Genomic DNA, 24870 nt, shown 5'->3' with positions numbered 1-24870 from the left:
ACCATACAATGACGAAAAACCCTGACAGTATACCATACAACATTTGGCCTGCGGAGGCGCTGCGCCTGGCCGAACGAGAGGCGGCGGACAGCCTGGGGCTGACGCTGTTCGAACTGATGCAGCGCGCGGGCGAGGCGGCCTTTCAGCTGGCCAGCCGCGCTTATCCCGCCAGCGCGCACTGGCTGATCCTCTGCGGACATGGCAACAACGGCGGCGACGGATATGTTGTCGCGCGTCTGGCACAGGCCGCGGGGCGGCGGGTGACGCTGCTGGCGGTAGAGAGTGACAGCCCGCTGCCGGAAGAGGCGCAGGCGGCGCGGGAGGCGTGGCTTAACGCCGGCGGCGTGATCCATGCGGCGACTATCCCGTGGCCCGACGATATCTCACTGATTATTGATGGCCTGCTCGGCACCGGTCTGCGCAGTGCGCCGCGCGATCCCGTCGCGGCGCTCATCCACCACGCTAACCACCACCCGGCGCCGGTGGTGGCGCTGGATATCCCTTCCGGCCTGAATGCGCAGACCGGCGCGACCCCAGGTGCAGTGGTTCAGGCCGACCACACCCTGACCTTTATCGCCCTCAACCCCGGGCTGCTGACCGGCAAGGCGCGGGATGTCGTCGGGCATCTCCATCATCATGCCCTTGGGCTCGAGCGCTGGCTCGCCGGGCAAAGTACTCCCCTGACGCGGTTTTGCGCCGCCCACCTCGCCGACTGGCTGCCGCCGCGGCGGGCCACCTCCCATAAGGGCGATCACGGCAAGCTGGTGATTGTCGGCGGCGATCGCGGCACAGCAGGCGCTATTCGTATGTGCGGTGAAGCGGCCCTACGCAGCGGTGCAGGGCTGGTGCGAGTGCTTACTCACCCGGAGAACGTGGCGCCCATTGTCACCGTGCGGCCGGAATTAATGGTAGATGAACTGACGCCCCAGACCCTGAAAGCCGCGCTGGAATGGGCTGATGTGGTGGCGATTGGCCCGGGTCTGGGGCAGCGCGAATGGGGGCGCAGCGCCCTGCGCACGGTGGAAAGTTTTAACAAACCGATGGTCTGGGACGCCGACGCGCTGAACCTGCTGGCATTCAATCCCGATAAACGTCACAATCGCGTGTTAACGCCGCACCCCGGCGAAGCGGCCCGTCTGCTGAACGTCAGCGTGGCAGAAATTGAAAGCGATCGCTTACTTTCTGCGCAGCGTCTGGTAAAACGGTATGGTGGCGTGGTTGTGCTGAAAGGCGCGGGCACGGTGGTGGCCAGTGAAAGCGGGGCGATGGGCATTATCGATGCCGGCAATGCCGGGATGGCCAGCGGCGGGATGGGCGATGTGCTTACCGGCATTATTGCCGCATTGTTAGGACAGCACCTGACGCCGTATGATGCAGCCTGTGCCGGGTGCGTCGCTCATGGCGACGCCGCCGACCGACTGGCCGCCCGCGAGGGCACCCGCGGCATGCTGGCGACCGATCTCTTTTCCACGCTCAGGCGTGTTGTTAACCCGGATGTGATTGACGTAGACCATGATTAACCGAGTGATTCCTTTACCCGATGAGCAGGCCACGCTGGCCCTTGGCGACCGCATCGCGCAGGCCTGTACCGGCGCCACCGTGATTTATCTGTATGGTGATTTAGGCGCGGGGAAAACGACCTTCAGCCGCGGCTTTTTGCAGGCGCTCGGTCACCGCGGCAATGTCAAAAGCCCAACCTATACCCTGGTGGAGCCGTATACCCTCGAGAATCTGATGGTATATCACTTCGATCTCTACCGACTGGCGGATCCTGAGGAGCTCGAATTTATGGGGATCCGTGATTATTTTGCCGACGATGCCATCTGCCTGGTTGAATGGCCGCAGCAAGGCGCAGGTGTCCTGCCTGACCCGGATGTTGAAATTCACCTTGATTACCAGGCACAAGGGCGTGAGGCGCGTATTACCGCGATCTCCTCACGGGGTGAATCTTTACTGGCGCGTTTAGCCATTTAGCCTGAAGGATGACGGGATGAAGTATCGCATAACCACCTGGCTTGCCGCTGCGCTAATGCTCTCGAGTCTTCACGCCACTGCGGCGAGTTTATCCGATATCCAGGTCTCCAACGGAGACCAGCAGGCCCGTATTACCCTAAGTTTTGTCGGTGAGCCGGAGTACTCCTTTACCCCACAGGGTAAACGTCTGGTCGCGCTGGATATCAAGCAGACCGGCGTATTGCAGGGACTACCGCTGCAGTTTAGCGGCAGCAACCTGGTGAAGAGTATTCGCGCCGGTACGCCGCAGGATACGCAGACGCTGCGTCTGCTGGTGGATTTGACGGAAGATGGTAAAACGCGAGCGGTGAAGCAGCAGAACGGGGCGAATTACACGGTGGTCTTTACCATCAACGCCGACGCACCGCCGCCACCGCCACCGCCGCCTGTGGTGGTGAAACGGGCTGATCCGCCGCCAGTGATGCCTTCCCGGACGGCGACGTCAGGGCGTAACCCGTTCAGCTCGTCGGGTCATGAACGGCAGACGGCGATGACCTCCTCCCAGCCGGCGATGACCAACAATCAGACCGTGACTCGCCCGGCGGCCCGTACGGTGTCGGCGGATGATAAGGTGATTATCGCCATCGATGCCGGACACGGCGGTCAGGATCCTGGCGCAATTGGTCCGAATGGCACCAAAGAGAAGAACGTCACTATCGCTATCGCGCGCAAGCTGCGGGCGTTACTGAACGCCGATCCGCAGTTTAAGCCGGTGCTGACCCGCGACGGAGATTACTTTATTTCGGTGATGGGCCGCTCTGACGTAGCGCGTAAGCAAAACGCCAACTTCCTCGTCTCTATCCATGCTGATGCCGCGCCAAACCGCGATGCGACCGGCGCCTCGGTGTGGGTGCTCTCGAACCGTCGCGCCAACAGCGAAATGGCCGGTTGGCTCGAGCAGCATGAGAAGCAGTCTGAACTGCTCGGCGGGGCAGGCGACGTGCTGGCGAACAGCCAGGCCGACCCCTACCTGAGCCAGGCGGTGCTGGATCTGCAGTTCGGTCATTCCCAGCGCGTCGGCTACGATGTGGCGACCAACGTGCTGAGCCAGCTGCAGCGCATTGGCAACCTGCACAAACGCCGCCCGGAGCATGCCAGCCTCGGTGTATTGCGCTCGCCGGATATCCCGTCGATCCTTGTGGAAACGGGCTTTATCAGTAACAACGGTGAAGAGCGGCTGCTGGGGAGCGATGATTACCAGGAGCAGATTGCGGAGGCGATTTATAACGGCCTGCGCAACTACTTTATGCAGCATCCGCTGCAGTCGGCGCCTCGCGGCGAGGCGGCGCAGACCGCCAGCGCCGCAGCGCCAGGCGGGATGTTGATTAACTAAGGAGCAGGGGATGCCGATTCAGGTTCTGCCGCCGCAGCTCGCCAACCAGATTGCCGCCGGCGAAGTGGTGGAGCGGCCCGCGTCGGTGGTAAAAGAGCTGGTTGAGAACAGTCTTGATGCTGGCGCTACGCGGATTGACATTGATATCGAACGCGGCGGCGCGAAGCTCATTCGCATCCGCGATAACGGCAGCGGCATCAAAAAAGACGAGCTGGCGTTGGCCCTGGCTCGTCATGCGACCAGTAAGATCGCCTCGCTTGACGATCTGGAGGCGATTATCAGCCTCGGCTTTCGCGGCGAAGCGCTGGCCAGTATCAGTTCGGTGGCGCGCTTAACGCTGACTTCGCGCACGGCGGAGCAGCAGGAAGCCTGGCAGGCTTATGCCGAAGGCCGCGATCAGGCGGTAACGGTGAAGCCGGCGGCGCACCCGGTCGGCACCACCCTGGAAGTCCTCGATCTGTTCTACAACACGCCGGCGCGGCGCAAATTTATGCGCACCGAAAAAACCGAGTTCGGCCACATTGACGAGGTGGTGCGCCGCATTGCGCTGGCGCGCTTCGACGTCACCATTAACCTCAACCATAACGGTAAGGTGATACGACAGTATCGGGCAGTGGCGCAGGATGGCCAGCGGGAGCGGCGGCTGGGAACCATTTGCGGCGCCGCTTTTCTCGAACATGCGCTGGCGATCGAGTGGCAGCATGGCGATCTGACCCTGCGCGGCTGGGTTGCCGATCCGCTCCATACCACCCCGGCGCTGGCGGAAATTCAGTACTGTTACGTCAACGGCCGGATGATGCGCGACCGGCTGATCAATCATGCTATCCGCCAGGCCTGTGAAGACAAGCTGGGCGCCGATCAGCAGCCGGCGTTTGTGCTGTATCTGGAGATCGATCCCCATCAGGTGGATGTGAACGTCCATCCGGCCAAGCATGAGGTGCGTTTCCATCAGTCTCGCCTGGTGCATGACTTTATCTACCAGGGCGTACTGAGCGTGCTGCAGCAGCAGCTTGATGCGCCGCTGGCGGAAAAAGACGACCCGCCGACGCCGCGCCAGATGCCGGAGAACCGCATCGCCGCAGGCGGCAACCAGTTTGCTCGGCCGTCGGAAGCGCGTGAACCGGCAACCCGATTCAGCATCACATCGTCGCGTGAGCCGGCTGCCTCCGGCGGCAGTTCTGGCGGCGCGAGCTGGCCGCATGCGCAGCCCGGTTACCAGAAGCAGCAGGGCGCGCTTTATCGTCAGTTGCTCGACACGCCCGCCGCTCCGCGACCCGCGCAGCCGTCCGCCGCCCCGGCGGAACTGGCTGGTCACAGTCAGAGTTTTGGCAGAGTGCTGACGATTGTCGGCGGCGATTGCGCGCTGCTGGAGCGCGAGGGCAGTCTGGCGCTGCTGTCGTTGACCGTTGCCGAGCGCTGGCTGCGCCAGGCGCAGTTGACGCCGGGTACGGAAGCGGTATGTGCCCAGCCGCTGCTGATCCCGTTGCGGTTAAAAGTCACGGAAGGGGAGAAGCGGGCGCTGGCCGCTGCGCAGTCGGCGCTGACGCAGTTGGGGATCGAGCTTCATACCGATGCCCTGCACGTGACGGTGCGCGCGGTCCCTTTACCCTTAAGACAACAAAATTTACAAATCTTGATTCCTGAACTGATAGGCTACCTGGCGCAGCAAAACGCATTCGACGTCGGCAACATCGCCCAATGGATGGCGCGTAATCTGACGAGCGAACAGGCGTCATGGAATATGGCGCAGGCGATTGCGCTGCTGGCGGACGTCGAACGTCTTTGCCCGCAGCTGGTGAAAACGCCGCCGGGCGGCCTGTTACAACCTGTAGATCTCCATTCGGCGATGAATGCCCTGAAAGATGAATGATGTAACCGAGGCGAGCCTGCCCAAGGCAATTTTTTTAATGGGCCCGACGGCCTCAGGTAAAACCGCGCTGGCGATAGCCTTACGTAAAGTTTTGCCAGTAGAGTTGATTAGTGTTGATTCCGCCCTCATTTATCGGGGAATGGATATTGGCACTGCCAAACCGGATGCCGCGGAGCTTAGCGCTGCGCCGCACCGGCTGCTGGATATTTTGGATCCCGCAGAAGCCTATTCCGCGGCTGATTTTCGCCGCGACGCGCTGGCGGCGATGGCCGATATTGTCGCCGCCGGGCGTATTCCGCTGTTAGTCGGCGGAACGATGTTGTATTTCAAAGCGTTGCTGGAAGGATTGTCGCCCTTACCGTCGGCTGACCCAGAGGTCAGAGCGCGGATTGAGCAGCAGGCCGCAGAGCAGGGGTGGAACGCGTTACATCAGCAATTACAGGAAATTGATCCCGTGGCTGCTGCGCGTATTCATCCAAATGATCCGCAAAGGCTTTCCCGGGCACTGGAAGTTTTTTTCATTTCGGGTAAAACTTTAACGGAACTGACGCAAACGTCAGGAGACGCTCTGCCATATCAGGTGCATCAGTTCGCCATCGCCCCGGCGAGCCGTGAACTGCTCCATCAACGCATAGAACAGCGTTTTCATCAGATGTTAGCTTCAGGTTTTGAAGCAGAAGTACGGGCGCTTTTTGCCCGCGGAGATTTGCATACGGATATGCCTTCCATCCGTTGTGTTGGATACCGCCAGATGTGGTCATACCTCAATGGCGAGATCCCTTATGATGAGATGGTTTATCGAGGTGTTTGCGCCACGAGACAGTTAGCCAAACGTCAGGTCACCTGGCTGCGCGGTTGGGAAGGTGTGCACTGGTTAGACAGTGAACAACCTGAACAAGCGCTCAACAAAGTATTACAGGTTGTTGGTGCGAGCCAGAACTGAACGTGTACAATTGAACGGTATCGTGCGTAATTTTTTTTAAGAATCGTAAGGTTCTGAGTACAAAACAAGCATACATATAAGGAAAAGAGAGAATGGCTAAGGGGCAATCTTTACAAGATCCGTTCCTGAACGCTTTGCGTCGGGAACGCGTTCCGGTTTCTATTTATTTGGTGAATGGTATCAAGCTGCAAGGGCAAATTGAGTCTTTCGATCAGTTCGTGATCCTGTTGAAGAACACGGTCAGCCAGATGGTCTATAAGCACGCAATTTCTACTGTTGTCCCGTCTCGCCCGGTGTCTCACCACAGCAATAATGCTGGCGGCGGTTCCAGTAACTATCACCACGGTGGTAGCGCGCAGGGCTCTTCTGCGCCGCAACAAGACAGCGACGACGCCGAATAAGGCCAGTGCTGTTTTTCCACGCCGGGGAGCCAGGTTTTCTGTGTTCCCCGCTGGTATTTTATAAGGGGTTTACGCTTGTTTGACCGTTATGACGCCGGTGAGCAGGCGGTACTGGTACACATCTATTTTTCGCAAGACAAAGATATGGAAGATCTCCAGGAGTTTGAAACTCTGGCCTCTTCCGCCGGTGTCGAAGCAATGCAGGTGATTACCGGTAGCCGTAAAGCACCGCACCCGAAGTATTTTGTTGGTGAAGGTAAGGCAGTCGAAATTGCGGAAGCCGTTAAAGCGACCGGCGCGTCGGTCGTGCTCTTCGATCATGCCCTGAGTCCGGCGCAAGAACGCAACCTGGAACGTCTGTGCGAATGCCGGGTTATCGATCGCACCGGTCTTATTTTAGATATTTTCGCCCAGCGCGCGCGCACCCATGAAGGGAAACTGCAGGTTGAGCTGGCGCAGTTGCGCCATATGGCAACCCGTCTCGTCCGCGGCTGGACCCACCTTGAAAGACAGAAAGGCGGGATTGGTTTGCGTGGCCCGGGTGAAACCCAGCTCGAAACCGACCGTCGTTTATTGCGTAACCGCATCATGCAGATCCTGTCGCGACTGGAAAAAGTTGAGAAACAGCGTGAGCAGGGGCGGCGGTCGCGCGCGAAAGCCGATATTCCAACCGTGTCGTTGGTGGGCTACACCAACGCCGGAAAATCAACGCTCTTTAACCAGATCACCGCTGCCGAGGTCTATGCCGCGAACCAGCTGTTCGCCACCCTGGACCCGACGCTGCGCCGCATTGACGTCCCTGACGTCGGCGAAACGGTACTGGCCGATACCGTCGGCTTTATTCGCCATCTGCCGCACGATCTGGTAGCCGCGTTTAAAGCGACGTTGCAGGAGACGCGTCAGGCGACGCTGCTGCTGCATGTGATTGACGCGGCGGATGTCCGTGTGCAGGAAAACATTGATGCGGTAAATACGGTTCTCGCTGAGATTGAAGCCGATGAGATCCCCGCGCTGCTGGTGATGAACAAAATCGACATGCTTGACGATTTTGAACCGCGCATCGATCGCGACGATGAAAATAAACCGATTCGGGTCTGGCTTTCAGCCCAGACCGGGGTTGGCGTACCACTGCTTTTTCAGGCATTAACGGAACGTCTTTCCGGTGAAGTGGCCCAGCATACGCTGCGCTTACCGCCGAAAGAAGGGCGACTGAGAAGCCGTTTCTATCAGCTTCAGGCGATAGAAAAAGAGTGGATGGAGGATGACGGCAGCGTGAGTCTGCAGGTGCGCATGCCGATCGTTGACTGGCGGCGCCTCTGTAAGCAAGAGCCAACGCTTGTTGACTATGTGGTTTAACCTTGCAGCTTGCCTGAAGATATTGACCCCTGTGGGGATATCAAAAACAAATATGGAGCATATACATGGCGTGGAATCAGCCCGGTAATAACGGACAGGACCGCGACCCGTGGGGGAGCAGCAAACCTGGCGGCAACTCTGAGGGAAATGGCAACAAAGGTGGTCGCGAGCAGGGGCCGCCGGATCTGGATGATATCTTCCGCAAGTTAAGTAAAAAACTTGGCGGGCTCGGCGGCGGCAAGGGCGGACTGGGCGGTGGTAATAACGCGCAGACCCCTCGCGGACCGATGGGCGGGCGTATTGTCGGCATCGTTGCCGCGGCGGCAGTGATTATCTGGGCGGCCAGCGGTTTTTATACCATTAAAGAAGCCGAACGCGGCGTCGTGACCCGTTTTGGTAAGTTCAGCCATCTGGTTGAGCCAGGCCTGAACTGGAAACCGACCTTTATCGATAACGTTCAGGCGGTAAACGTGGAGTCGGTACGTGAACTGGCCGCTTCCGGCGTCATGCTGACCTCTGACGAAAACGTCGTGCGCGTTGAGATGAACGTGCAGTACCGCGTCACCGATCCGGAACGCTATCTGTTTAGCGTTACCAGCGCGGATGACAGTCTGCGTCAGGCGACTGACAGCGCGCTGCGCGGCGTGATCGGCAAATACACTATGGATCGCATTCTGACCGAAGGTCGTACTGTGATCCGTAGCGATACCCAGCGCGAACTGGAAGAGACTATCCGCCCGTACAACATGGGGATCACCCTGCTTGACGTCAACTTCCAGACGGCACGTCCGCCGGAAGAGGTGAAGGCGGCGTTTGACGATGCCATTGCCGCGCGTGAGAACGAGCAGCAGTACATCCGTGAAGCGGAAGCTTATACCAACGAAGTACAGCCGCGGGCGAATGGCCAGGCGCAGCGTATCCTTGAAGAGGCGCGTGCCTACAAGACCCAGACCGTCCTGGAAGCCCAGGGTGAAGTGGCTCGCTTTGCTAAGCTCCTGCCGGAATACAAAGCCGCGCCGGAAATTACCCGCGAGCGTCTGTATATCGAAACCATGGAAAAAGTGCTGAGCCACACCCGTAAAGTGCTGGTCAATGACAGCAAAAACGGCAATCTGATGGTTCTGCCGCTTGACCAGATGCTGAAAGGCGCCGCCGCGCCGGCAGCAAAGAGCGATAGCAGTGACGCCAGCGATCTGCTGCGTCTGCCACCTGCATCCAGCACAGGCAGCGCCAGCACCTCATCAACCTCGAGCTCAACCGGGGGTAGCATTATGGACCAACGCCGCGCTAACGCGCAGCGTAACGACTACCAGCGTCAGGGGGAATAACGATGCGTAAATCTGTTATCGCGATCATTGTCATCGTGCTGGTAGTGCTCTACATGTCAGTCTTTGTCGTAAAGGAAGGCGAGCGCGGGATTACGCTGCGTTTCGGTAAAGTTCTGCGCGACGACGAAAACAAGCCGCTGGTGTATGCGCCGGGCCTGCACTTCAAGATCCCGTTTATCGAATCGGTGAAGATGCTGGATGCGCGTATCCAGACCATGGACAACCAGGCTGACCGTTTTGTGACCAAAGAGAAAAAAGACCTGATCGTCGACTCCTATATCAAGTGGCGCATCAGTGACTTCAGCCGTTACTACCTGGCAACCGGCGGCGGCGACGTCTCCCAGGCCGAGGTGCTGCTGAAGCGTAAATTCTCTGACCGTCTGCGTTCTGAAATTGGTCGTCTGGATGTGAAAGACATCGTCACCGACTCCCGTGGCCGCCTGACGCTGGAAGTGCGCGATGCGCTGAACTCGGGTTCTGCTGGCACGGAAGACGAGGTCAGCACCCCGGCGGCTGATGACGCTATCGCCAAAGCCGCTGAGCGGGTGGAAGCGGAAACCAACGGCAAAGTGCAGGTGATCAACCCGAACAGTATGGCGGCGCTGGGTATCGAAGTTGTCGACGTGCGTATCAAACAGATCAACCTGCCGGCAGAAGTGTCGGAAGCGATTTATAACCGTATGCGCGCGGAGCGTGAAGCGGTTGCTCGTCGCCACCGTTCACAGGGTCAGGAAGAAGCTGAGAAACTGCGCGCGACCGCAGACTACGAAGTCACCAAGACGCTGGCGGAAGCCGAGCGCCAGGGTCGTATCCTGCGTGGTGAAGGCGATGCGGAATCGGCAAAACTGTTTGCCGACGCGTTCAGCCAGGATCCAGGCTTCTACTCCTTTATCCGTAGCCTGCGTGCCTATGAGAAGAGCTTCCAGAGCAACCAGGATGTGATGGTCCTGAGCCCGGACAGTGATTTCTTCCGCTATATGCGTTCACCGGATTCGGCGCGTAAATAAGCCGCAGAGGGTGTAAGCCTGAAGTGCTAACGCGAAAAGGCGCCTGTTTCAGGCGCCTTTTTTCATACTGCGGGGGCGTGAATTAGTTGCCGAGCAGTTTGTTCAGCAGGCCACCGATCACCGGCAGGCTCGCCAGCGCACTTTCGATGGTGCCACCGATAGTCGACCCAACGCTTTCGCCCAGGGTTTTGCCCAGGTCTGGCGCCAGGTCGGCCAGATTGAGGGTGCCAATCAGCGGCAGGTTGATGCTCAGGGCATCGGTACCCATCGTCCATGCGGCGGCGCCGACCTTGCTGCCTAAAGAAGCCAGGCCATCCTGTAACCAGCCTGCGCCGCTCACATTTTCGATTTCAAACGCGGTTAATTCTCTCATGATAATCTTCCTGATTATGTAGACGTACCGGGTTGTAGTACGCGACGGCATAGTTACAATTTAAAAAATATGCAGCAATACAATTAGTTGTGAATTTTGTTTCACCTTGCCAGTTCATAATGAAGATGAAATACGGGACAATGTGAAATGAGTGAATGAATTCACCATGCTGGCCGATGACGCCCGCGAGGGCGACGATAATACTTTTCAATTAGGGTTGATAATGAACTCCACCATTTGGCTGGCGCTGGCGCTGGTTTTAGTACTCGAAGGGCTCGGCCCGCTGCTCTATCCTCGCGCCTGGCGCAAAATGGTCGCCAGCCTGAGCCAGTTACCGGATAATTTATTGCGCCGCTTTGGCGGCGGACTTGTGGTTGCAGGGATTGTGATCTACTACATGTTGAGGAAATCGATTGGCTGATCAAAAAGTGGTCGGATTTGCCTTATTTTGGATGCAAAAAGTGCTGTAACTCTGAAAAAGCGATGGTAGAATCCATTTTTAAGCAAACGGTGATTTTGAAAAATGGGTAACAACGTCGTCGTACTGGGCACCCAATGGGGTGACGAAGGTAAAGGGAAGATCGTCGATCTCCTGACAGAACGGGCTAAATATGTTGTGCGCTACCAGGGTGGCCATAACGCAGGCCATACTCTCGTAATCAACGGTGAAAAAACCGTCCTCCATCTTATTCCATCAGGTATTCTCCGTGAGAATGTAACCAGCATCATCGGTAACGGTGTTGTGCTGTCTCCGGCTGCGCTGATGAAAGAGATGAAAGGTCTGGAAGACCGTGGTATCCCTGTTCGTGAGCGTCTGCTGCTGTCCGAAGCCTGCCCGCTTATCCTCGACTATCACGTGGCGCTGGACGTCGCACGTGAGAAAGCACGCGGTGCGAAAGCTATCGGTACGACCGGTCGCGGTATCGGCCCGGCTTACGAAGATAAAGTTGCTCGTCGCGGTCTGCGCGTTGGCGACCTGTTTGATAAAGCCACCTTCGCTGACAAACTGAAAGAAGTGATGGAATATCACAACTTCCAGTTGGTGAACTTCTACAAAGCAGAAGCGGTTGACTACCAGAAAGTGCTGGACGATGTCATGGCGATTGCCGACATCCTCACCGGCATGGTCGTTGATGTTTCCGATCTGCTGGATCAGGCGCGTAAGCGCGGCGACTTCGTGATGTTCGAAGGCGCGCAGGGTACCCTGCTGGATATCGACCACGGTACCTATCCGTACGTAACTTCCTCTAACACCACCGCGGGTGGCGTGGCGACCGGTTCTGGCCTGGGTCCGCGTTATGTGGATTACGTACTGGGTATCATCAAAGCTTACTCGACTCGCGTAGGCGCGGGTCCGTTCCCGACCGAGCTGTTTGATGAAACTGGCGAGTTCCTCTGCAAGCAGGGTAACGAATTCGGCGCCACCACCGGTCGTCGTCGTCGTACCGGCTGGCTGGACGCGGTTGCAGTACGCCGCGCGGTGCAGATTAACTCGCTGTCCGGCTTCTGCCTGACTAAACTGGACGTCCTGGACGGCCTGAAAGAAGTGAAAATCTGCGTCGGCTACCGTATGCCGGACGGCCGTGAAGTGACCACCACTCCGCTGGCTGCCGACAACTGGGAAGGTATCGAGCCTATCTACGAAACCATGCCGGGCTGGTCCGAAACCACCTTCGGCGTGAAAGAGCGCAGCGGTCTGCCGCAGGCAGCGCTGAACTACATTCAGCGTATTGAAGAGCTGACCGGCGTGCCGGTGGATATCATTTCTACTGGTCCAGACCGTACCGAGACCATGATTCTGCGCGACCCGTTCGACGCGTAATCACTCTCAAGGGGCGCCGTTCGGGCGCCCTTGTTTTTGCTGTTCGCCCGCCCCATTTCAAATAAATTAGCGGCCTGAGCGCTGGCTGGTTTATCATCAATAATAATGATGTCGCTCGACATACCCTGTTTTCTTTTCCCTGAGGTTTATGTGCAGTTAACGAGTTTCACCGATTACGGATTACGCGCGCTGATTTATATGGCGTCGCTGCCGGAAGGACGCATGACCAGCATCTCGGAAGTGACCGAGGTCTATGGCGTCTCCCGTAATCATATGGTTAAAATAATCAATCAGTTAAGCCGCATGGGCTACGTGACTGCCGTGCGGGGGAAGAATGGGGGCATTCGCCTCGGTAAACCAGCAGGGCAGATCCGCGTGGGCGACGTGGTGCGCGACCTTGAACCCTTATCGCTGGTCAACTGCAGCAGCGAATTTTGCCACATTACACCAGCCTGTCGTCTGAAACAGGCGCTAGCTGAAGCCGCGCAGAGTTTTCTCAAGGAGCTGGATAACTATACGCTGGCTGATTTGGTTGAGAAGAATCAACCGCTTTATAAATTATTACTGGTGGAGTGACGCCACTCTGCCGGAGATGACAACGGAGGAACCGATATGTCACAAGATCCATTCCAGGAACGCGAAGCTGAGAAGTACGCGAATCCCATCCCGAGCCGGGAATTTATCCTCGAACATTTAACCAAACGGGAAAAGCCTGCCAGCCGCGATGAGCTGGCCATCGAGTTGAATATTGAGGGCGAAGAACAAATAGAAGCGCTGCGCCGCCGCCTGCGCGCGATGGAGCGCGACGGTCAGCTGGTCTTCACACGCCGCCAGTGCTATGCGCTGCCGGAGCGTCTTGATCTCCTCAAAGGTACCGTTATTGGCCACCGTGATGGCTATGGATTCCTGCGCGTTGAAGGGCGCAAGGACGATCTGTATCTGTCGTCAGAGCAGATGAAAACCTGTATTCACGGTGACCAGGTGCTGGCCCAGCCGCTGGGTGCGGACCGTAAGGGCCGCCGCGAGGCGCGCATCGTTCGTGTGCTGGTACCGAAAACCAGCCAGATTGTTGGCCGCTACTTCACCGACGCTGGCGTCGGCTTCGTCGTCCCGGACGACAGTCGCCTGAGCTTCGATATCCTGATCCCGCCTGAAGATATTATGGGCGCGCGGATGGGCTACGTGGTGGTGGTCGAACTGACCCAGCGCCCAACCCGCCGCACCAAAGCGGTCGGGAAAATCGTCGAAGTGCTGGGCGACAACATGGGCACCGGCATGGCCGTCGATATGGCGCTGCGTACCCATGAAATTCCTTACGTCTGGCCGCCGGCGGTGGAAAAACAAGTTTCCGGCCTCAAAGAGCAGGTGCCGGAAGAGGCGAAAGCCGGACGCGTCGATCTGCGCTCTCTGCCGCTGGTCACTATTGATGGCGAAGATGCCCGCGACTTCGATGACGCGGTGTACTGCGAGAAGAAACGCGGCGGCGGCTGGCGTCTGTGGGTGGCTATCGCCGACGTGAGCTACTATGTGCGCCCCGGTACGCCGCTGGACGGTGAAGCGCGTAGCCGCGGGACGTCGGTCTACTTCCCGTCGCAGGTGGTGCCGATGCTGCCGGAAGTGCTGTCGAATGGCCTGTGCTCGCTGAACCCGCAGGTAGATCGCCTGTGTATGGTGTGCGAGATGACGATTTCGTCAAAAGGCCGCCTGACCGGCTTTAAGTTCTATGAAGCGGTGATGAGTTCACATGCTCGCCTGACCTACACCAAAGTGTGGCATATGCTGCAGGGCGATCAGGAGCTGCGCGAACACTACGCGCCGCTGGTGAAGCATATTGAAGAGCTGCATAACCTCTACAAAGTGCTGGAGAGCGCCCGCGAAGAGCGCGGCGGTATCTCATTTGAAAGTGAAGAAGCTAAATTCATCTTCAATGCCGAACGCCGTATTGAGCGTATCGAACAGACTCAGCGTAACGATGCGCATAAGCTGATTGAAGAGTGTATGATCCTGGCGAACATCTCCGCCGCGCGTTTCGTTGAGAAAGCGCAGGAGCCGGCACTGTTCCGTATCCACGATAAGCCAAGCACCGAAGCGATTACCTCGTTCCGTACCGTGCTGGCTGAGCTGGGACTGGAGCTGCCGGGCGGCAACAAGCCGGAGCCGCGCGATTACGCCGAACTGTTGACCTCCATTGCCGATCGTCCGGATGCCGAAATGCTGCAAACGATGCTCCTGCGCTCCATGAAGCAGGCGGTCTACGATCCGGAAAACCGTGGCCACTTTGGCCTGGCACTGCAGTCATACGCCCACTTCACCTCGCCGATTCGCCGCTACCCGGATCTGTCGCTCCACCGCGCCATCAAGTATCTGCTGGCAAAAGAGCAGGGACATAAAGGGAATAGCACCGAGACCGGCGGCTGGCACTACAGCATGGAAGAGATGCTCCAGCTGGGCCAGCACTGTTCGATGACCGAGCGCCGCGCCGACGAAGCGACGCGTGAAGTGTCCGACTGGCTGAAGTGCGACTTCATGCAGGATCAGGTGGGCAACACCTTCTCCGGTGTCATCGCCAGCGTGACCGGCTTTGGCTTCTTTGTCCGCCTGAACGATCTGTTTATCGATGGTCTGGTGCATGTCTCCTCCCTGGATAACGACTATTACCGTTTTGACCAGGTTGGCCAGCGGCTGATCGGCGAGTCCGGCGGCCAGACTTATCGTCTGGGCGACCGCGTGGAAGTCCGCGTGGAAGCCGTCAACATGGATGAGCGTAAGATTGATTTCAGCCTGATTTCCAGCGAGCGTGCGCCGCGTAATGTTGGCAAAACCGCCCGTGAGAAAGCGAAAAAGAGCACCTCTGGCAAACCGGGTGGCCGTCGCCGCCAGGTGGGTAAACAGGTGAACTTCGAGCCGGATAGCGCGTTCCGCAAAGAAAAAGACCAGGCTAAAGCGAAGCCCAAAGGCGAGAAGAAAGCGAAAAAACCGTCGGCGAAAACACAGAAAATCGCCGCCGCGACCAAAGCCAAGCGCGCGGCAAAGAAGAAAATCGCCGAGTGATTGACGTCCCTTCACTCCAGAAGTCTGCTGGCGCAGAACGGGGTGAAGGGGACGGATAACAGAACCTAAAACGAGTACATCAATGAGTGAAATGATTTACGGCATCCATGCGGTGCAGGCACTGCTGGAACGCGCACCTGAGCGTTTTCAGGAAGTTTATATTCTGAAAGGCCGTGAGGATAAGCGCCTGCTGCCGCTGATCCATGCCCTGGAAGCGCAGGGCGTGGTGATTCAGGTGGCCAACCGCCAGTTCCTCGATGAGAAGAGCGAAGGCGCGGTGCATCAGGGGATCATTGCCCGCGTGAAGCCAGGACGTCAGTATCAGGAGAACGATCTGCCGGATCTGCTGGCGCAGCACGATCAGCCGTTCCTGCTGATCCTCGACGGCGTAACCGATCCGCACAACCTCGGCGCCTGCCTGCGTAGCGCTGATGCCGCTGGTGTGCATGCGGTGATCGTGCCAAAAGATCGTTCCGCTCAGCTGAATGCGACGGCGAAGAAAGTGGCCTGCGGCGCGGCGGAGAACGTCCCGCTGATCCGCGTGACCAACCTGGCGCGTACCATGCGTCTGCTGCAGGAAGAGAACGTCTGGATCGTCGGGACCGCTGGCGAAGCCGACCATACGCTGTTCCAGAGCAAAATGACCGGCCCAATGGCGCTGGTGATGGGCGCTGAAGGTGAAGGTATGCGTCGTCTGACCCGCGAGCACTGCGATGAGCTGATCAGCATCCCGATGGCGGGTAGCGTCTCCTCGCTGAACGTCTCGGTGGCCACCGGCATCTGCCTGTTTGAAGCGGTGCGCCAGCGCAGCTAAGCTGAACCGTCGACGAATCCAAAAAAGCCATCCTCCGGGATGGCTTTTTTGTGACCGCTTTCGCGGGCGAGAATCCCCCTGGAAAACCATACTTATGGCTATCGCCATTGATGGAGGGAGACACGATGCACTGGCAAACGCACACCGTTTTTAATCAACCGACTCCGCTGAATAACAGCAATCTTTTCCTGTCCGATACCGCCTTGCGTGAAGCGGTGGTCCGCGAAGGCGCCGGCTGGGATGGCGATCTGCTCGCCAGCATTGGCCAGCAGCTGGGGACCGCCGAATCGCTGGAGCTGGGACGCCTGGCCAACAGTAACCCACCGGAGCTGCTGCGCTATGACGCCACTGGCGCCCGGCTGGACGACGTACGCTTCCATCCCGCCTGGCACCTGCTGATGCAGGGGCTGTGCGCGAACCGGGTGCATAACCTCGCCTGGCAGGAGGATGCCCGCGAAAGCGCGTTTGTGGCGCGTGCCGCCCGCTTTCTGCTTCATGCCCAGGTGGAGGCCGGGACGCTGTGCCCGATTACCATGACCTTCGCCGCGACGCCCCTGCTGCAGCACGCCCTGCCCGCGCCCTTTCGCGACTGGCTGTCGCCGCTGCTGAGCGACCGTTACGATCCCCACCTCGCGCCTGGCGGCCAGAAGCGCGGCCTGCTGATCGGCATGGGGATGACCGAGAAGCAAGGGGGCTCCGATGTGCTGAGCAATACCACCCGCGCGGAGAAAACGGCGGAAGGGTTTTACCGGCTGGTGGGACACAAGTGGTTCTTCTCAGTGCCGCAGAGCGATGCCCACCTGGTGCTGGCCCAGGCCCCCGCGGGACTGTCGTGCTTCTTTGTGCCGCGTCTGCTGCCCGACGGGCAGCGCAACGGCGTGCGTCTTGAACGCTTAAAAGAGAAGCTCGGCAACCGCTCCAACGCCAGCAGTGAAGTGGAGTTTTATGATGCCTGCGGCTGGCTGGTGGGCGAAGAGGGCGACGGCGTGCGGCAGATCCTCAGGATGGGCGGCCTGACCCGCTTTGACTGCGCGCTGGGCAGCCATGCCCTGATGCGTCGCGCCTTCTCGGTGGCGCTGTATCACGCGCTACAGCGTCAGGCGTTTGGCAAAAACCTGGTCGATCAGCCAATGATGCGCCAGCTGCTGGGGCAAATGGCGCTGCGTCTGGAGGGGCAAACCGCGTTTCTGTTTCGCCTGGCTCGCGCCTGGGACCGTCGGGAGGATGCCCGGGAAAGCGCATGGGCGCGCCTGTTTACGCCGGCGGCCAAGTTTGCCATCTGTAAGGCCGGCATCCCGTTTGTCGCCGAGGCGATGGAAGTGCTCGGCGGCATCGGCTATTGCGAGGAGAGCGAACTCCCGCGCCTCTACCGTGAGATGCCGGTCAACAGCATCTGGGAAGGTTCCGGCAACATTATGTGTCTCGATGTCATGCGGGTGCTCAGCAAGCAGCCGGCGGCGATGGAGCTGCTGGCGGCAGAGTGCGCGGAGGTGAAAGGACAGAATCGCCATCTCGACCGCGCGTGGCGTCAACTGCAGCAGCTGCTGAGACGGCCCGCCGAAGAGCAGGGGAGAGAGATTGCCCGGCTGGTCTATCGTCTTGGCGCGGGGGCGCAGATGCTGCGCCACGCTTCGCCGCCGCTGGCTGAAGCCTGGTGTCGGATGATGCTCGACACCCGCGGCGGCATGCGTCTTGATGCGCCGACCCTCGACGACCTGCTGCTGCGGGCCATGGGGCGCGGGCGCCAGGCGCCTCAGGCGTAGAGAATGGCCTGAACGCGCCAGCTGTCCGGCTGTTGTTCTTCGTACATCTGAATAATGCGATACCAGGAGGCGCCTTGCTCGTCCGCTTTGCGGGCAATGGCGTGCTCCACATCCTGTTGGCTGCCGGAAAGATTAGTGACGGAGATCAGACCGATTTCATTCAGGCCAGTGACGCAATCCGCGCTGGCGAATTCGGCTGACTGCGCGGACGTATTGGCCGTCGCAGCGGTAAACAGCAGGCTGGGTAGGGTAAAAGATCGTTTCATCGTCAGCTCCATTTCACGTAGTCCCAAGGGCAGTCCGTTGCTAACGTCCTGCCAGGTGGCTGGCCGAACGTTATTATGCACAGGAGAACGTGAATGGACGCAAAGCTGTGTAAAGCAGATTTAAAGACGCCGCCTCGTCATCGACGATAGAGGATCGCCTGCGAATACCACTGGCCGGGTACCATGGTGTCATCGATCATGATGATGACGTAGTAATCGGCTTTGGCCGCTTCTGCTTTGGCCTTCAGCGCCGCTTCGACATCCATCGGCGAACCGTACATCAGCACACTCACCGTGGCCATTTTCTGCAGGCCAGCCGTCTGGTTACGCTGGATCTCCTGCGGATGGTCGGTGGCGGGCGGCGGGGCTTCCGGCGTTCCCTGCAGGGCACTACACCCGCTGAGGACGATAGCCAGTAACCACGGTGAAAACCTGCGCATAACCATATCTCGTTTCCTGATAGTGATAGTGTAGTGGTAGCCTTAACAGGATTGCCGGGGAATGTTCCCGAACTGTTATCTCTGACGCGATTTTCGAATGAAAATGTTGTGAAAGCGTAACCGGGTTCTCAACATTATGAATCGTAGCAAACTGGGTTGCCCGGTGAATGAATTTTCCCATGACGCCTTACCACGATAGAGAAGGGAGACGATAAATGATTGCACTAGAAATGCGCAACCTCGGCGGCGGTGAAATTTTGCATGCCTGCCCGCAGGAGAGTCTGGATAAACCCTTGCCCTGTATCGTCTTTTATCATGGCTTTACCTCCTCGAAGCTGGTTTACAGCTACTTTGCGGTGGCGTTGGCCGAGGCGGGCTTCCGGGTGATCATGCCGGATGCGCCGGAGCATGGGGCGCGTTATCAGGGCGACGAGGCCGGGCGGATGCAGCGCTTCTGGCCGATCCTGCAGCAGAATTTCAGGGAGTTTCCCGCGCTGCGCGAGGCGATTATCGCCGAGGGATGGCTGGAGGGAGAGCGGCTGGCGGTGGCTGGCGCCTCGATGGGAGGGATGACGGCGCTGGGCATCATGACGCACCATCCCGAACTGAACAGCGTCGCTTGTCTGATGGGGTCGGGCTATTTTCGTTCGCTGTCGCAAACCCTGTTTCCCTCGCCTGGCTTTGATGCTGACAGTCTCCGCGAATGGGATGTCAGCCATCAGCTGGCGTCCCTTGCCCGGCGACCGCTGTTGCTCTGGCATGGGGACGCTGACGATGTGGTGCCGCCGGAAGAGACCTTCCGTCTTGAGCAGGCGCTGCGGCAAGGCGATCTTACCGCCAGGCTGACCTGCGTCTGGCAAAAGGGCGTCCGCCATCGCATTACGCCAGAGGCGCTGGCTGCGACGGTCGCCTTTTTCCGCCAGCATCTTTAAACGCGGATCACGCTGACGCCCTGATCCTCAAGCTGTTTGAGGATTGCGGCATCAGCCTGTTTCCCGGTGATCACCACGTCAATTTGCCCGGCCTGGCTGAATAACATCCCGGCGCGCTCGCCGACCTTGCTGCTGTCGACCAGCACCGCCAGTTTGCCGACCACGTTGAGCATTTTCTGCTCGGCCATGGCGGTCAACATATCGGTTTTGTAGAGCCCTTCGGCGGTGAGTCCTTTGCCGCTGGTGAACATCCAGTGTCCGGCATACAGGCTGTTTTCGCTACCGTGGGGGCTGAGCGTGATGGCGTGGCTACGGTTGTACTGTCCACCCATGATAATCACGCTGTCGTGCTCCTGGTCGATCAGGTAATTAGCCAGCGGCAGATAGTTAGTGATGATCTGCACCGGTTTACCGCACAGTTCCCGCCCCAGCAGAAAGGCGGTGGAGCCGCAGTTAATGACGATACTTTCCCCCGGCGCGATCAGCTGCGAAGCGGCGCGTGCGATACGCACTTTTTCATCCAGGTTTTGCGCCTGATGGATATTCATCGGCGTCCAGCGGGGGCGCTGCTCACTAATGGCTTCCGCGCCATTGCGAACCTTTTTCAGTTTGCCGCTTTCATCCAGCTTGTTGATATCACGTCGGGCGGTTGCGGGTGAGATCCCGAGCCGCGACATCACCTGCTCTACGGTAACAAACCCCGTTTGGGCGAGCAGATCCAGCAGAATTTGGTGCCTTTGCGCTTCCGTCATGAGCGAATCCGATTAAAAGTGAACGGCAAAGATGATATTTGAAATCATGTGAAAATACTAACCCTGCGGCGGGGTATTTCCGGCAGGCAGTGCCTGCCGGAGGCGGCTTACAGGAAGGATTTGAACGGCAGGTCCGGCTCAATGGTGAAGCAGTCATCGAAGCCGCGCGGGTAGTGATATTCGAAATTGTCTTTATCCAGCGGCCAGGTAAATTTGCCGCCGACCTGCCAGATAAACGGCTTGAAGCCGTACTTCAGACGATCCTTTTTCATCTCCCACAGGACGCGGATCTCCTGCGGATCGGCCTGAAAGTTTGACCAGATATCATGGTGGAACGGGATCACCACTTTGGCGTTGAGCGACTCTGCCATACGCAGGATATCGGCGCTGGTCATTTTGTCGGTGATGCCGCGCGGGTTCTCGCCATACGAGCCGAGGGCGACGTCAATTTGATGCTCGTTGCCGTGCTTCGCGTAGTAGTTGGAGTAGTGGGAATCGCCGCTGTGGTAAAGATTGCCGCCCGGTGTTTTAAACAGATAGTTGACTGCGCGCTGGTCCATGCCGTCCGGCAGCACGCCGGCGGCTTTTTGATCCGCCGGGAGGGTGATCAGCGCCGTGCGATCGAACGCGTCGAGCGCGTGGATCTCAATGTCTTTGATCTTCACCACATCACCGGGCTTCATGATGATACAGCGCGCTTTCGGTACGCCCCAGCCGATCCACAGGTCGACGCAGGTTTTCGGCCCAATAAAGGGCACATCGGCCGGGCAGTTCTGCATCACGGCGGCGGCGACGTTGACGTCAATATGATCGTTATGATCGTGGGTCGCCAGTACGGCGTCAATCTGGCGAATGGCGAACGGATCGAGCACGAACGGCGTGGTGCGCAGGTTCGGCTGCAGTTTCTTCACCCCCGCCATCCGTTGCATTTGATGGCCGGTTTTCATCAGCGGATTGCCGTGGCTCTGTTTACCGGTGCCGCACCAGAAATCGACGCAGACGTTAGCCCCACCCTCGGATTTTAACCAGATGCCGGTACAGCCCAGCCACCACATGGCGAAGGTGCCTGGCGCAACCTGCTCTTGTTCAATCTCTTCATTCAGCCAGCTACCCCATTCCGGAAAAGTGTTCAGGATCCATGATTCTCGGGTGATGGTTTGGACTTTACTCATCGCGGTCTTCCTCATGCATTTTCAAAAGTGATCAGTATTTGATTGGTTTTGATTTATGTTGTCACTGTGTTTTCAAGATTGCAATCTCGTTTTCCTGCATTTTTGCGAGGCGTCGCGCATAATTTCCGGGCTCCATCCGCTCAAATTGACGTTAGATGTTGTTTTATCTATATGATTTAAAAATGTTTATTTGTGTGTCTACGTACATAATTGGTAATGACCAGAGTGAAAGTGAGGATTATTGCGGCGTACGTCACATTTAATCAAATTCAATCTTGTTGTGATTATTTTTGATTATTAGAGTGAGGGCGACGACAACTGCTGAGCGACATGCGCGTTCAAAGCCTTCCTCTTCTGGAGTGTGTTATGGAGATCCTCTACAACATCTTTACCGTCTTCTTTAATCAGGTCATGACCAATGCCCCGCTGCTGCTGGGTATCGTGACCTGCCTTGGCTATATCCTGTTGCGTAAAAGCGTCAGCGTGATTATCAAAGGTACGATCAAAACCATCATTGGTTTCATGCTGTTACAAGCCGGTTCCGGCATCCTCACCAGCACCTTTAAGCCGGTGGTGGCGAAAATGTCAGAGGTCTATGGCATCAATGGCGCGATTTCCGATACTTACGCCTCGATGATGGCGACCATCGACCGGATGGGCGAGGCCTACAGCTGGGTAGGGTATGCGGTGCTCCTGGCACTGGCGCTGAACATCTGTTACGTCCTGCTGCGCCGCATTACCGGTATCCGCACCATCATGCTGACTGGCCATATCATGTTTCAGCAGGCGGGGCTGATTGCGGTCTCGTTCTTCATCTTTGGTTACGGGATGTGGACGACCATTATCTGCACCGCGGTACTGGTCTCTCTGTACTGGGGGATCACCTCCAACATGATGTTCAAGCCTACCCAACTGGTCACCGACGGCTGCGGTTTTTCCATCGGTCACCAGCAGCAGTTTGCCTCGTGGATTGCCTACAAAGTGGCGCCGTATCTGGGGAAAAAAGAGGAGAGCGTCGAAGACCTCAAGCTGCCCGGCTGGCTGAATATCTTCCACGACAACATCGTCTCTACCGCGATTGTGATGACCATTTTCTTTGGCGCGATCCTGCTTTCCTTCGGTATTGATGTGGTGCAGGCGATGGCGGGCAAAACCCACTGGACGGTCTATATCCTGCAGACCGGTTTCTCCTTCGCGGTGGCCATTTTCATCATTACCCAGGGCGTGCGGATGTTCGTCGCCGAACTGTCCGAAGCCTTCAACGGCATCTCGCAACGCCTGATCCCCGGCGCGGTGCTGGCGATTGACTGCGCCGCGATCTACAGCTTTGCGCCGAATGCGGTGGTGTGGGGCTTTATGTGGGGCACCATCGGCCAGCTGATTGCCGTCGGCATTCTGGTCGGCATCGGCTCTTCAATTCTGATTATTCCAGGCTTTATCCCGATGTTCTTCTCCAACGCGACGATTGGCGTTTTTGCCAACCATTTCGGCGGCTGGCGTGCGGCGCTCAAGATCTGCCTGGTGATGGGCATGGTTGAAATTTTCGGCTGCGTATGGGCGGTGAAGCTCACCGGTATGAGCGCCTGGATGGGGATGGCGGACTGGTCGATTCTGGCGCCGCCGATGATGCAGGGCTTCGCCTCCATCGGGCTGGCGTTTATGGCCGTCATCATCCTGATTGCACTGGCTTATATGTTCTTCGCCGGCCGCGCGCTGCGTGCCGAGGAAGACGCGGAAAAACAACTGGCAGAGGCCTCTGCCCAATAAGGAGTTCTGATTATGACCGTACGTATTCTGGCTGTGTGTGGCAACGGGCAAGGCAGTTCCATGATCATGAAAATGAAGGTGGATCAGTTCCTGACGCAATCCAACATCGACCACACGGTAAACAGCTGCGCGGTAGGTGAATACAAAAGCGAACTGAACGGCGCGGATATCATCATCGCTTCAACCCATATCGCGGGGGAGATTACCGTCTCCGGCAATAAACACGTGGTGGGCGTACGCAATATGCTGTCGCCGGCGGATTTCGGCCCAAAACTGCTGGAGGTGATCAAAGCTCACTTCCCGCAGGACGTGAAATAAGGAGCGGCCATGAAACTGCATGACTCACTGGCGCAGAACCACTCCATTCGCCTGCAGGCGGAAGCGGAAACCTGGCAGGAGGCGGTGAAAATCGGCGTCGATCTGCTGGTGGCCGCCGACGTCGTGGAACCGCGTTACTACCAGGCGATCCTCGACGGCGTCGCGCAACATGGCCCCTATTTTGTTATCGCGCCGGGGCTGGCGATGCCGCACGGGCGGCCGGAAGAGGGCGTTAAGAAAACCGGCTTTGCGCTGGTGACGCTAAAAAAACCGCTGATTTTCAACCATGAAGATAACGACCCGGTCGACATTCTGATCACCATGGCGGCGGTTGACGCCACCACCCACCAGGAGGTGGGCATCATGCAGATCGTTAACCTGTTTGACGATGAAGCCAATTTCGACCGTTTACGCGCCTGCCGTAGCGAGCAGGAAGTGCTGGATTTAATCAAAAACGCCACCGCGGCGGCTGTTTAAAAGGAACACCATCATGTCATTACCTATGTTACAGGTCGCTCTGGACAACCAAACGCTGGCCAGTGCCTATGAAACGACCCGCCTGATCGCCGAAGAGGTGGATATCATTGAAGTCGGTACTATTCTTTGCGTCGGCGAAGGGGTGCGTGCGGTGCGCGATCTGAAGGCGCTGTATCCGCATAAAATCGTGCTGGCGGACGCCAAAATTGCCGACGCCGGCAAGATCCTGTCGCGGATGTGCTTTGAAGCCAACGCCGACTGGGTCACGGTGATCTGCTGTGCCGATATCAATACCGCCAAAGGGGCGCTGGACGTCGCCAAAGAATTTAACGGCGATGTGCAAATTGAGCTGACCGGCTTCTGGACCTGGGAACAGGCGCAGGCATGGCGCGAGGCGGGTATTCAGCAGGTGGTCTATCACCGCAGCCGCGACGCACAGGCGGCAGGCGTGGCGTGGAGCGAGGCGGATATCAGCGCGATTAAACGTTTGTCCGATATGGGCTTCAAAGTGACTGTCACCGGCGGTCTGGCGCTGGAAGACCTGCCGCTGTTCGCGGGTATCCCTATTCACGTCTTTATTGCCGGGCGCAGCATCCGCGATGCCGCCTCGCCGGTGGAAGCGGCGCGCCAGTTTAAACGCTCTATCGCCCAGCTGTGGGGTTAAGGAGCGGT

At 58.1% G+C, this 24870-nt stretch carries 25 protein-coding genes; 20 read left to right on the top strand and 5 right to left on the bottom strand.

What is annotated here, in order from left to right:
- The first annotated feature begins 8 nt into the window (after positions 1-8).
- From nnr to hflC, 9 genes are all read left to right on the top strand, one after another.
- Positions 9-1520 carry a bifunctional ADP-dependent NAD(P)H-hydrate dehydratase/NAD(P)H-hydrate epimerase gene (nnr, locus tag HMPREF3142_RS11470; protein WP_176747612.1) on the top strand — a complete coding sequence of 504 codons (1512 nt, stop codon included), beginning with the start codon at positions 9-11 and terminating at the stop codon, positions 1518-1520.
- Complete coding sequence (gene tsaE, locus HMPREF3142_RS11465) at positions 1513-1974, top strand: tRNA (adenosine(37)-N6)-threonylcarbamoyltransferase complex ATPase subunit type 1 TsaE (protein ID WP_012543113.1); 462 nt, start codon at positions 1513-1515, stop codon at positions 1972-1974. Before nnr ends, tsaE begins: the two co-directional genes overlap by 8 nt.
- Before the next feature lie 16 nt (positions 1975-1990).
- On the top strand, positions 1991-3346 hold the full coding sequence (amiB, locus tag HMPREF3142_RS11460) for an N-acetylmuramoyl-L-alanine amidase AmiB (protein WP_008807196.1): 1356 nt from the start codon (positions 1991-1993) through the stop codon (positions 3344-3346).
- 10 nt (positions 3347-3356) lie between these two features.
- The gene (mutL, locus tag HMPREF3142_RS11455; protein ID WP_023339446.1) at positions 3357-5216 is read left to right on the top strand and encodes a DNA mismatch repair endonuclease MutL; all 1860 of its coding nucleotides are present in this window, start codon (positions 3357-3359) and stop codon (positions 5214-5216) included.
- A complete protein-coding gene (miaA, locus tag HMPREF3142_RS11450; RefSeq protein WP_002885652.1) occupies positions 5209-6159 on the top strand; it encodes a tRNA (adenosine(37)-N6)-dimethylallyltransferase MiaA in 951 nt (316 codons plus the stop codon). The genes mutL and miaA overlap by 8 nt, the downstream gene beginning before the upstream one ends.
- A 92-nt stretch (positions 6160-6251) precedes the next feature.
- Complete coding sequence (hfq, locus tag HMPREF3142_RS11445; RefSeq protein ID WP_002885659.1) at positions 6252-6560, top strand: RNA chaperone Hfq; 309 nt, start codon at positions 6252-6254, stop codon at positions 6558-6560.
- Positions 6561-6635: 75 nt separating this feature from the next.
- On the top strand, positions 6636-7916 hold the full coding sequence (gene hflX, locus HMPREF3142_RS11440; RefSeq protein WP_004146725.1) for a ribosome rescue GTPase HflX: 1281 nt from the start codon (positions 6636-6638) through the stop codon (positions 7914-7916).
- Positions 7917-7981: 65 nt separating this feature from the next.
- The gene (hflK, locus tag HMPREF3142_RS11435; RefSeq protein ID WP_012543112.1) at positions 7982-9244 is read left to right on the top strand and encodes an FtsH protease activity modulator HflK; all 1263 of its coding nucleotides are present in this window, start codon (positions 7982-7984) and stop codon (positions 9242-9244) included.
- Between the two features lie 2 nt (positions 9245-9246).
- Complete coding sequence (gene hflC, locus HMPREF3142_RS11430; RefSeq protein WP_002885662.1) at positions 9247-10251, top strand: protease modulator HflC; 1005 nt, start codon at positions 9247-9249, stop codon at positions 10249-10251.
- An 82-nt stretch (positions 10252-10333) separates the two neighbouring features.
- Here hflC and HMPREF3142_RS11425 read toward each other — a convergent pair whose 3' ends face one another.
- Complete coding sequence (locus HMPREF3142_RS11425; RefSeq protein WP_008807192.1) at positions 10334-10624, bottom strand: hypothetical protein; 291 nt, start codon at positions 10622-10624, stop codon at positions 10334-10336.
- A 223-nt stretch (positions 10625-10847) separates the two neighbouring features.
- Here HMPREF3142_RS11425 and HMPREF3142_RS11420 point away from each other — a divergent pair, with 223 nt between their 5' ends.
- The 6 genes from HMPREF3142_RS11420 (at position 10848) to HMPREF3142_RS11395 (ending at position 18074) form a co-directional block, all read left to right on the top strand.
- Entirely contained in the window at positions 10848-11045 is a 198-nt protein-coding gene (locus tag HMPREF3142_RS11420) for a DUF2065 domain-containing protein (protein WP_002885664.1), read from the top strand.
- Positions 11046-11147: 102 nt separating this feature from the next.
- Complete coding sequence (locus tag HMPREF3142_RS11415; protein WP_012543110.1) at positions 11148-12446, top strand: adenylosuccinate synthase; 1299 nt, start codon at positions 11148-11150, stop codon at positions 12444-12446.
- 150 nt (positions 12447-12596) lie between these two features.
- A complete protein-coding gene (nsrR, locus tag HMPREF3142_RS11410) occupies positions 12597-13022 on the top strand; it encodes a nitric oxide-sensing transcriptional repressor NsrR (protein ID WP_002885667.1) in 426 nt (141 codons plus the stop codon).
- Positions 13023-13058: 36 nt separating this feature from the next.
- A complete protein-coding gene (gene rnr / locus HMPREF3142_RS11405; protein WP_008807189.1) occupies positions 13059-15497 on the top strand; it encodes a ribonuclease R in 2439 nt (812 codons plus the stop codon).
- Between the two features lie 82 nt (positions 15498-15579).
- A complete protein-coding gene (rlmB, locus tag HMPREF3142_RS11400; protein ID WP_023323505.1) occupies positions 15580-16311 on the top strand; it encodes a 23S rRNA (guanosine(2251)-2'-O)-methyltransferase RlmB in 732 nt (243 codons plus the stop codon).
- Positions 16312-16436: 125 nt separating this feature from the next.
- Positions 16437-18074, top strand: coding sequence for an isovaleryl-CoA dehydrogenase (locus HMPREF3142_RS11395; RefSeq protein WP_016160152.1), 1638 nt, complete (start codon positions 16437-16439; stop codon positions 18072-18074).
- Here HMPREF3142_RS11395 and yjfN read toward each other — a convergent pair.
- The gene (yjfN, locus tag HMPREF3142_RS11390) at positions 18065-18340 is read right to left on the bottom strand and encodes a DUF1471 family protease activator YjfN (protein WP_008807186.1); all 276 of its coding nucleotides are present in this window, start codon (positions 18338-18340) and stop codon (positions 18065-18067) included. The two genes, HMPREF3142_RS11395 and yjfN, sit on opposite strands and share 10 nt — an antisense overlap.
- 137 nt (positions 18341-18477) lie before the next feature.
- Entirely contained in the window at positions 18478-18786 is a 309-nt protein-coding gene (bsmA, locus tag HMPREF3142_RS11385) for a biofilm peroxide resistance protein BsmA (RefSeq protein WP_008807185.1), read from the bottom strand.
- Between the two features lie 209 nt (positions 18787-18995).
- On the opposite strand from bsmA, the gene yjfP reads away from it, so the two are divergent.
- A complete protein-coding gene (gene yjfP / locus HMPREF3142_RS11380) occupies positions 18996-19712 on the top strand; it encodes an esterase (protein WP_016160153.1) in 717 nt (238 codons plus the stop codon).
- Here the strand turns inward: yjfP and ulaR are convergent.
- Both ulaR and ulaG read right to left on the bottom strand, forming a co-directional pair.
- Entirely contained in the window at positions 19709-20464 is a 756-nt protein-coding gene (ulaR, locus tag HMPREF3142_RS11375; RefSeq protein WP_008807183.1) for an HTH-type transcriptional regulator UlaR, read from the bottom strand. The genes yjfP and ulaR overlap by 4 nt on opposite strands.
- 107 nt (positions 20465-20571) lie before the next feature.
- Entirely contained in the window at positions 20572-21636 is a 1065-nt protein-coding gene (ulaG, locus tag HMPREF3142_RS11370; RefSeq protein ID WP_049164731.1) for an L-ascorbate 6-phosphate lactonase, read from the bottom strand.
- Positions 21637-22002: 366 nt separating this feature from the next.
- On the opposite strand from ulaG, the gene ulaA reads away from it, so the two are divergent.
- From ulaA to ulaD, 4 genes are read left to right on the top strand one after another with little or no spacing between them, the layout of a single operon-like run.
- Complete coding sequence (gene ulaA / locus HMPREF3142_RS11365) at positions 22003-23403, top strand: PTS ascorbate transporter subunit IIC (protein WP_012543107.1); 1401 nt, start codon at positions 22003-22005, stop codon at positions 23401-23403.
- 12 nt (positions 23404-23415) lie between these two features.
- Positions 23416-23721 carry a PTS ascorbate transporter subunit IIB gene (gene ulaB, locus HMPREF3142_RS11360; protein ID WP_002885682.1) on the top strand — a complete coding sequence of 102 codons (306 nt, stop codon included), beginning with the start codon at positions 23416-23418 and terminating at the stop codon, positions 23719-23721.
- A gap of 9 nt (positions 23722-23730) precedes the next feature.
- The gene (gene ulaC / locus HMPREF3142_RS11355) at positions 23731-24198 is read left to right on the top strand and encodes a PTS ascorbate transporter subunit IIA (protein ID WP_008807180.1); all 468 of its coding nucleotides are present in this window, start codon (positions 23731-23733) and stop codon (positions 24196-24198) included.
- A gap of 13 nt (positions 24199-24211) precedes the next feature.
- Positions 24212-24862 (top strand): 3-keto-L-gulonate-6-phosphate decarboxylase UlaD, encoded by a 651-nt coding sequence (gene ulaD, locus HMPREF3142_RS11350; protein WP_008807179.1) that lies wholly within the window; start codon positions 24212-24214, stop codon positions 24860-24862.
- Positions 24863-24870: the final 8 nt, after the last annotated feature.

The sequence above is a fragment of the Klebsiella sp. HMSC16C06 genome (assembly GCF_001808325.1).
In the GTDB taxonomy this organism is placed as follows: Bacteria; Pseudomonadota; Gammaproteobacteria; order Enterobacterales; family Enterobacteriaceae; genus Klebsiella; species Klebsiella variicola.
This window is presented reverse-complemented; position numbering and strand designations above follow the sequence as displayed.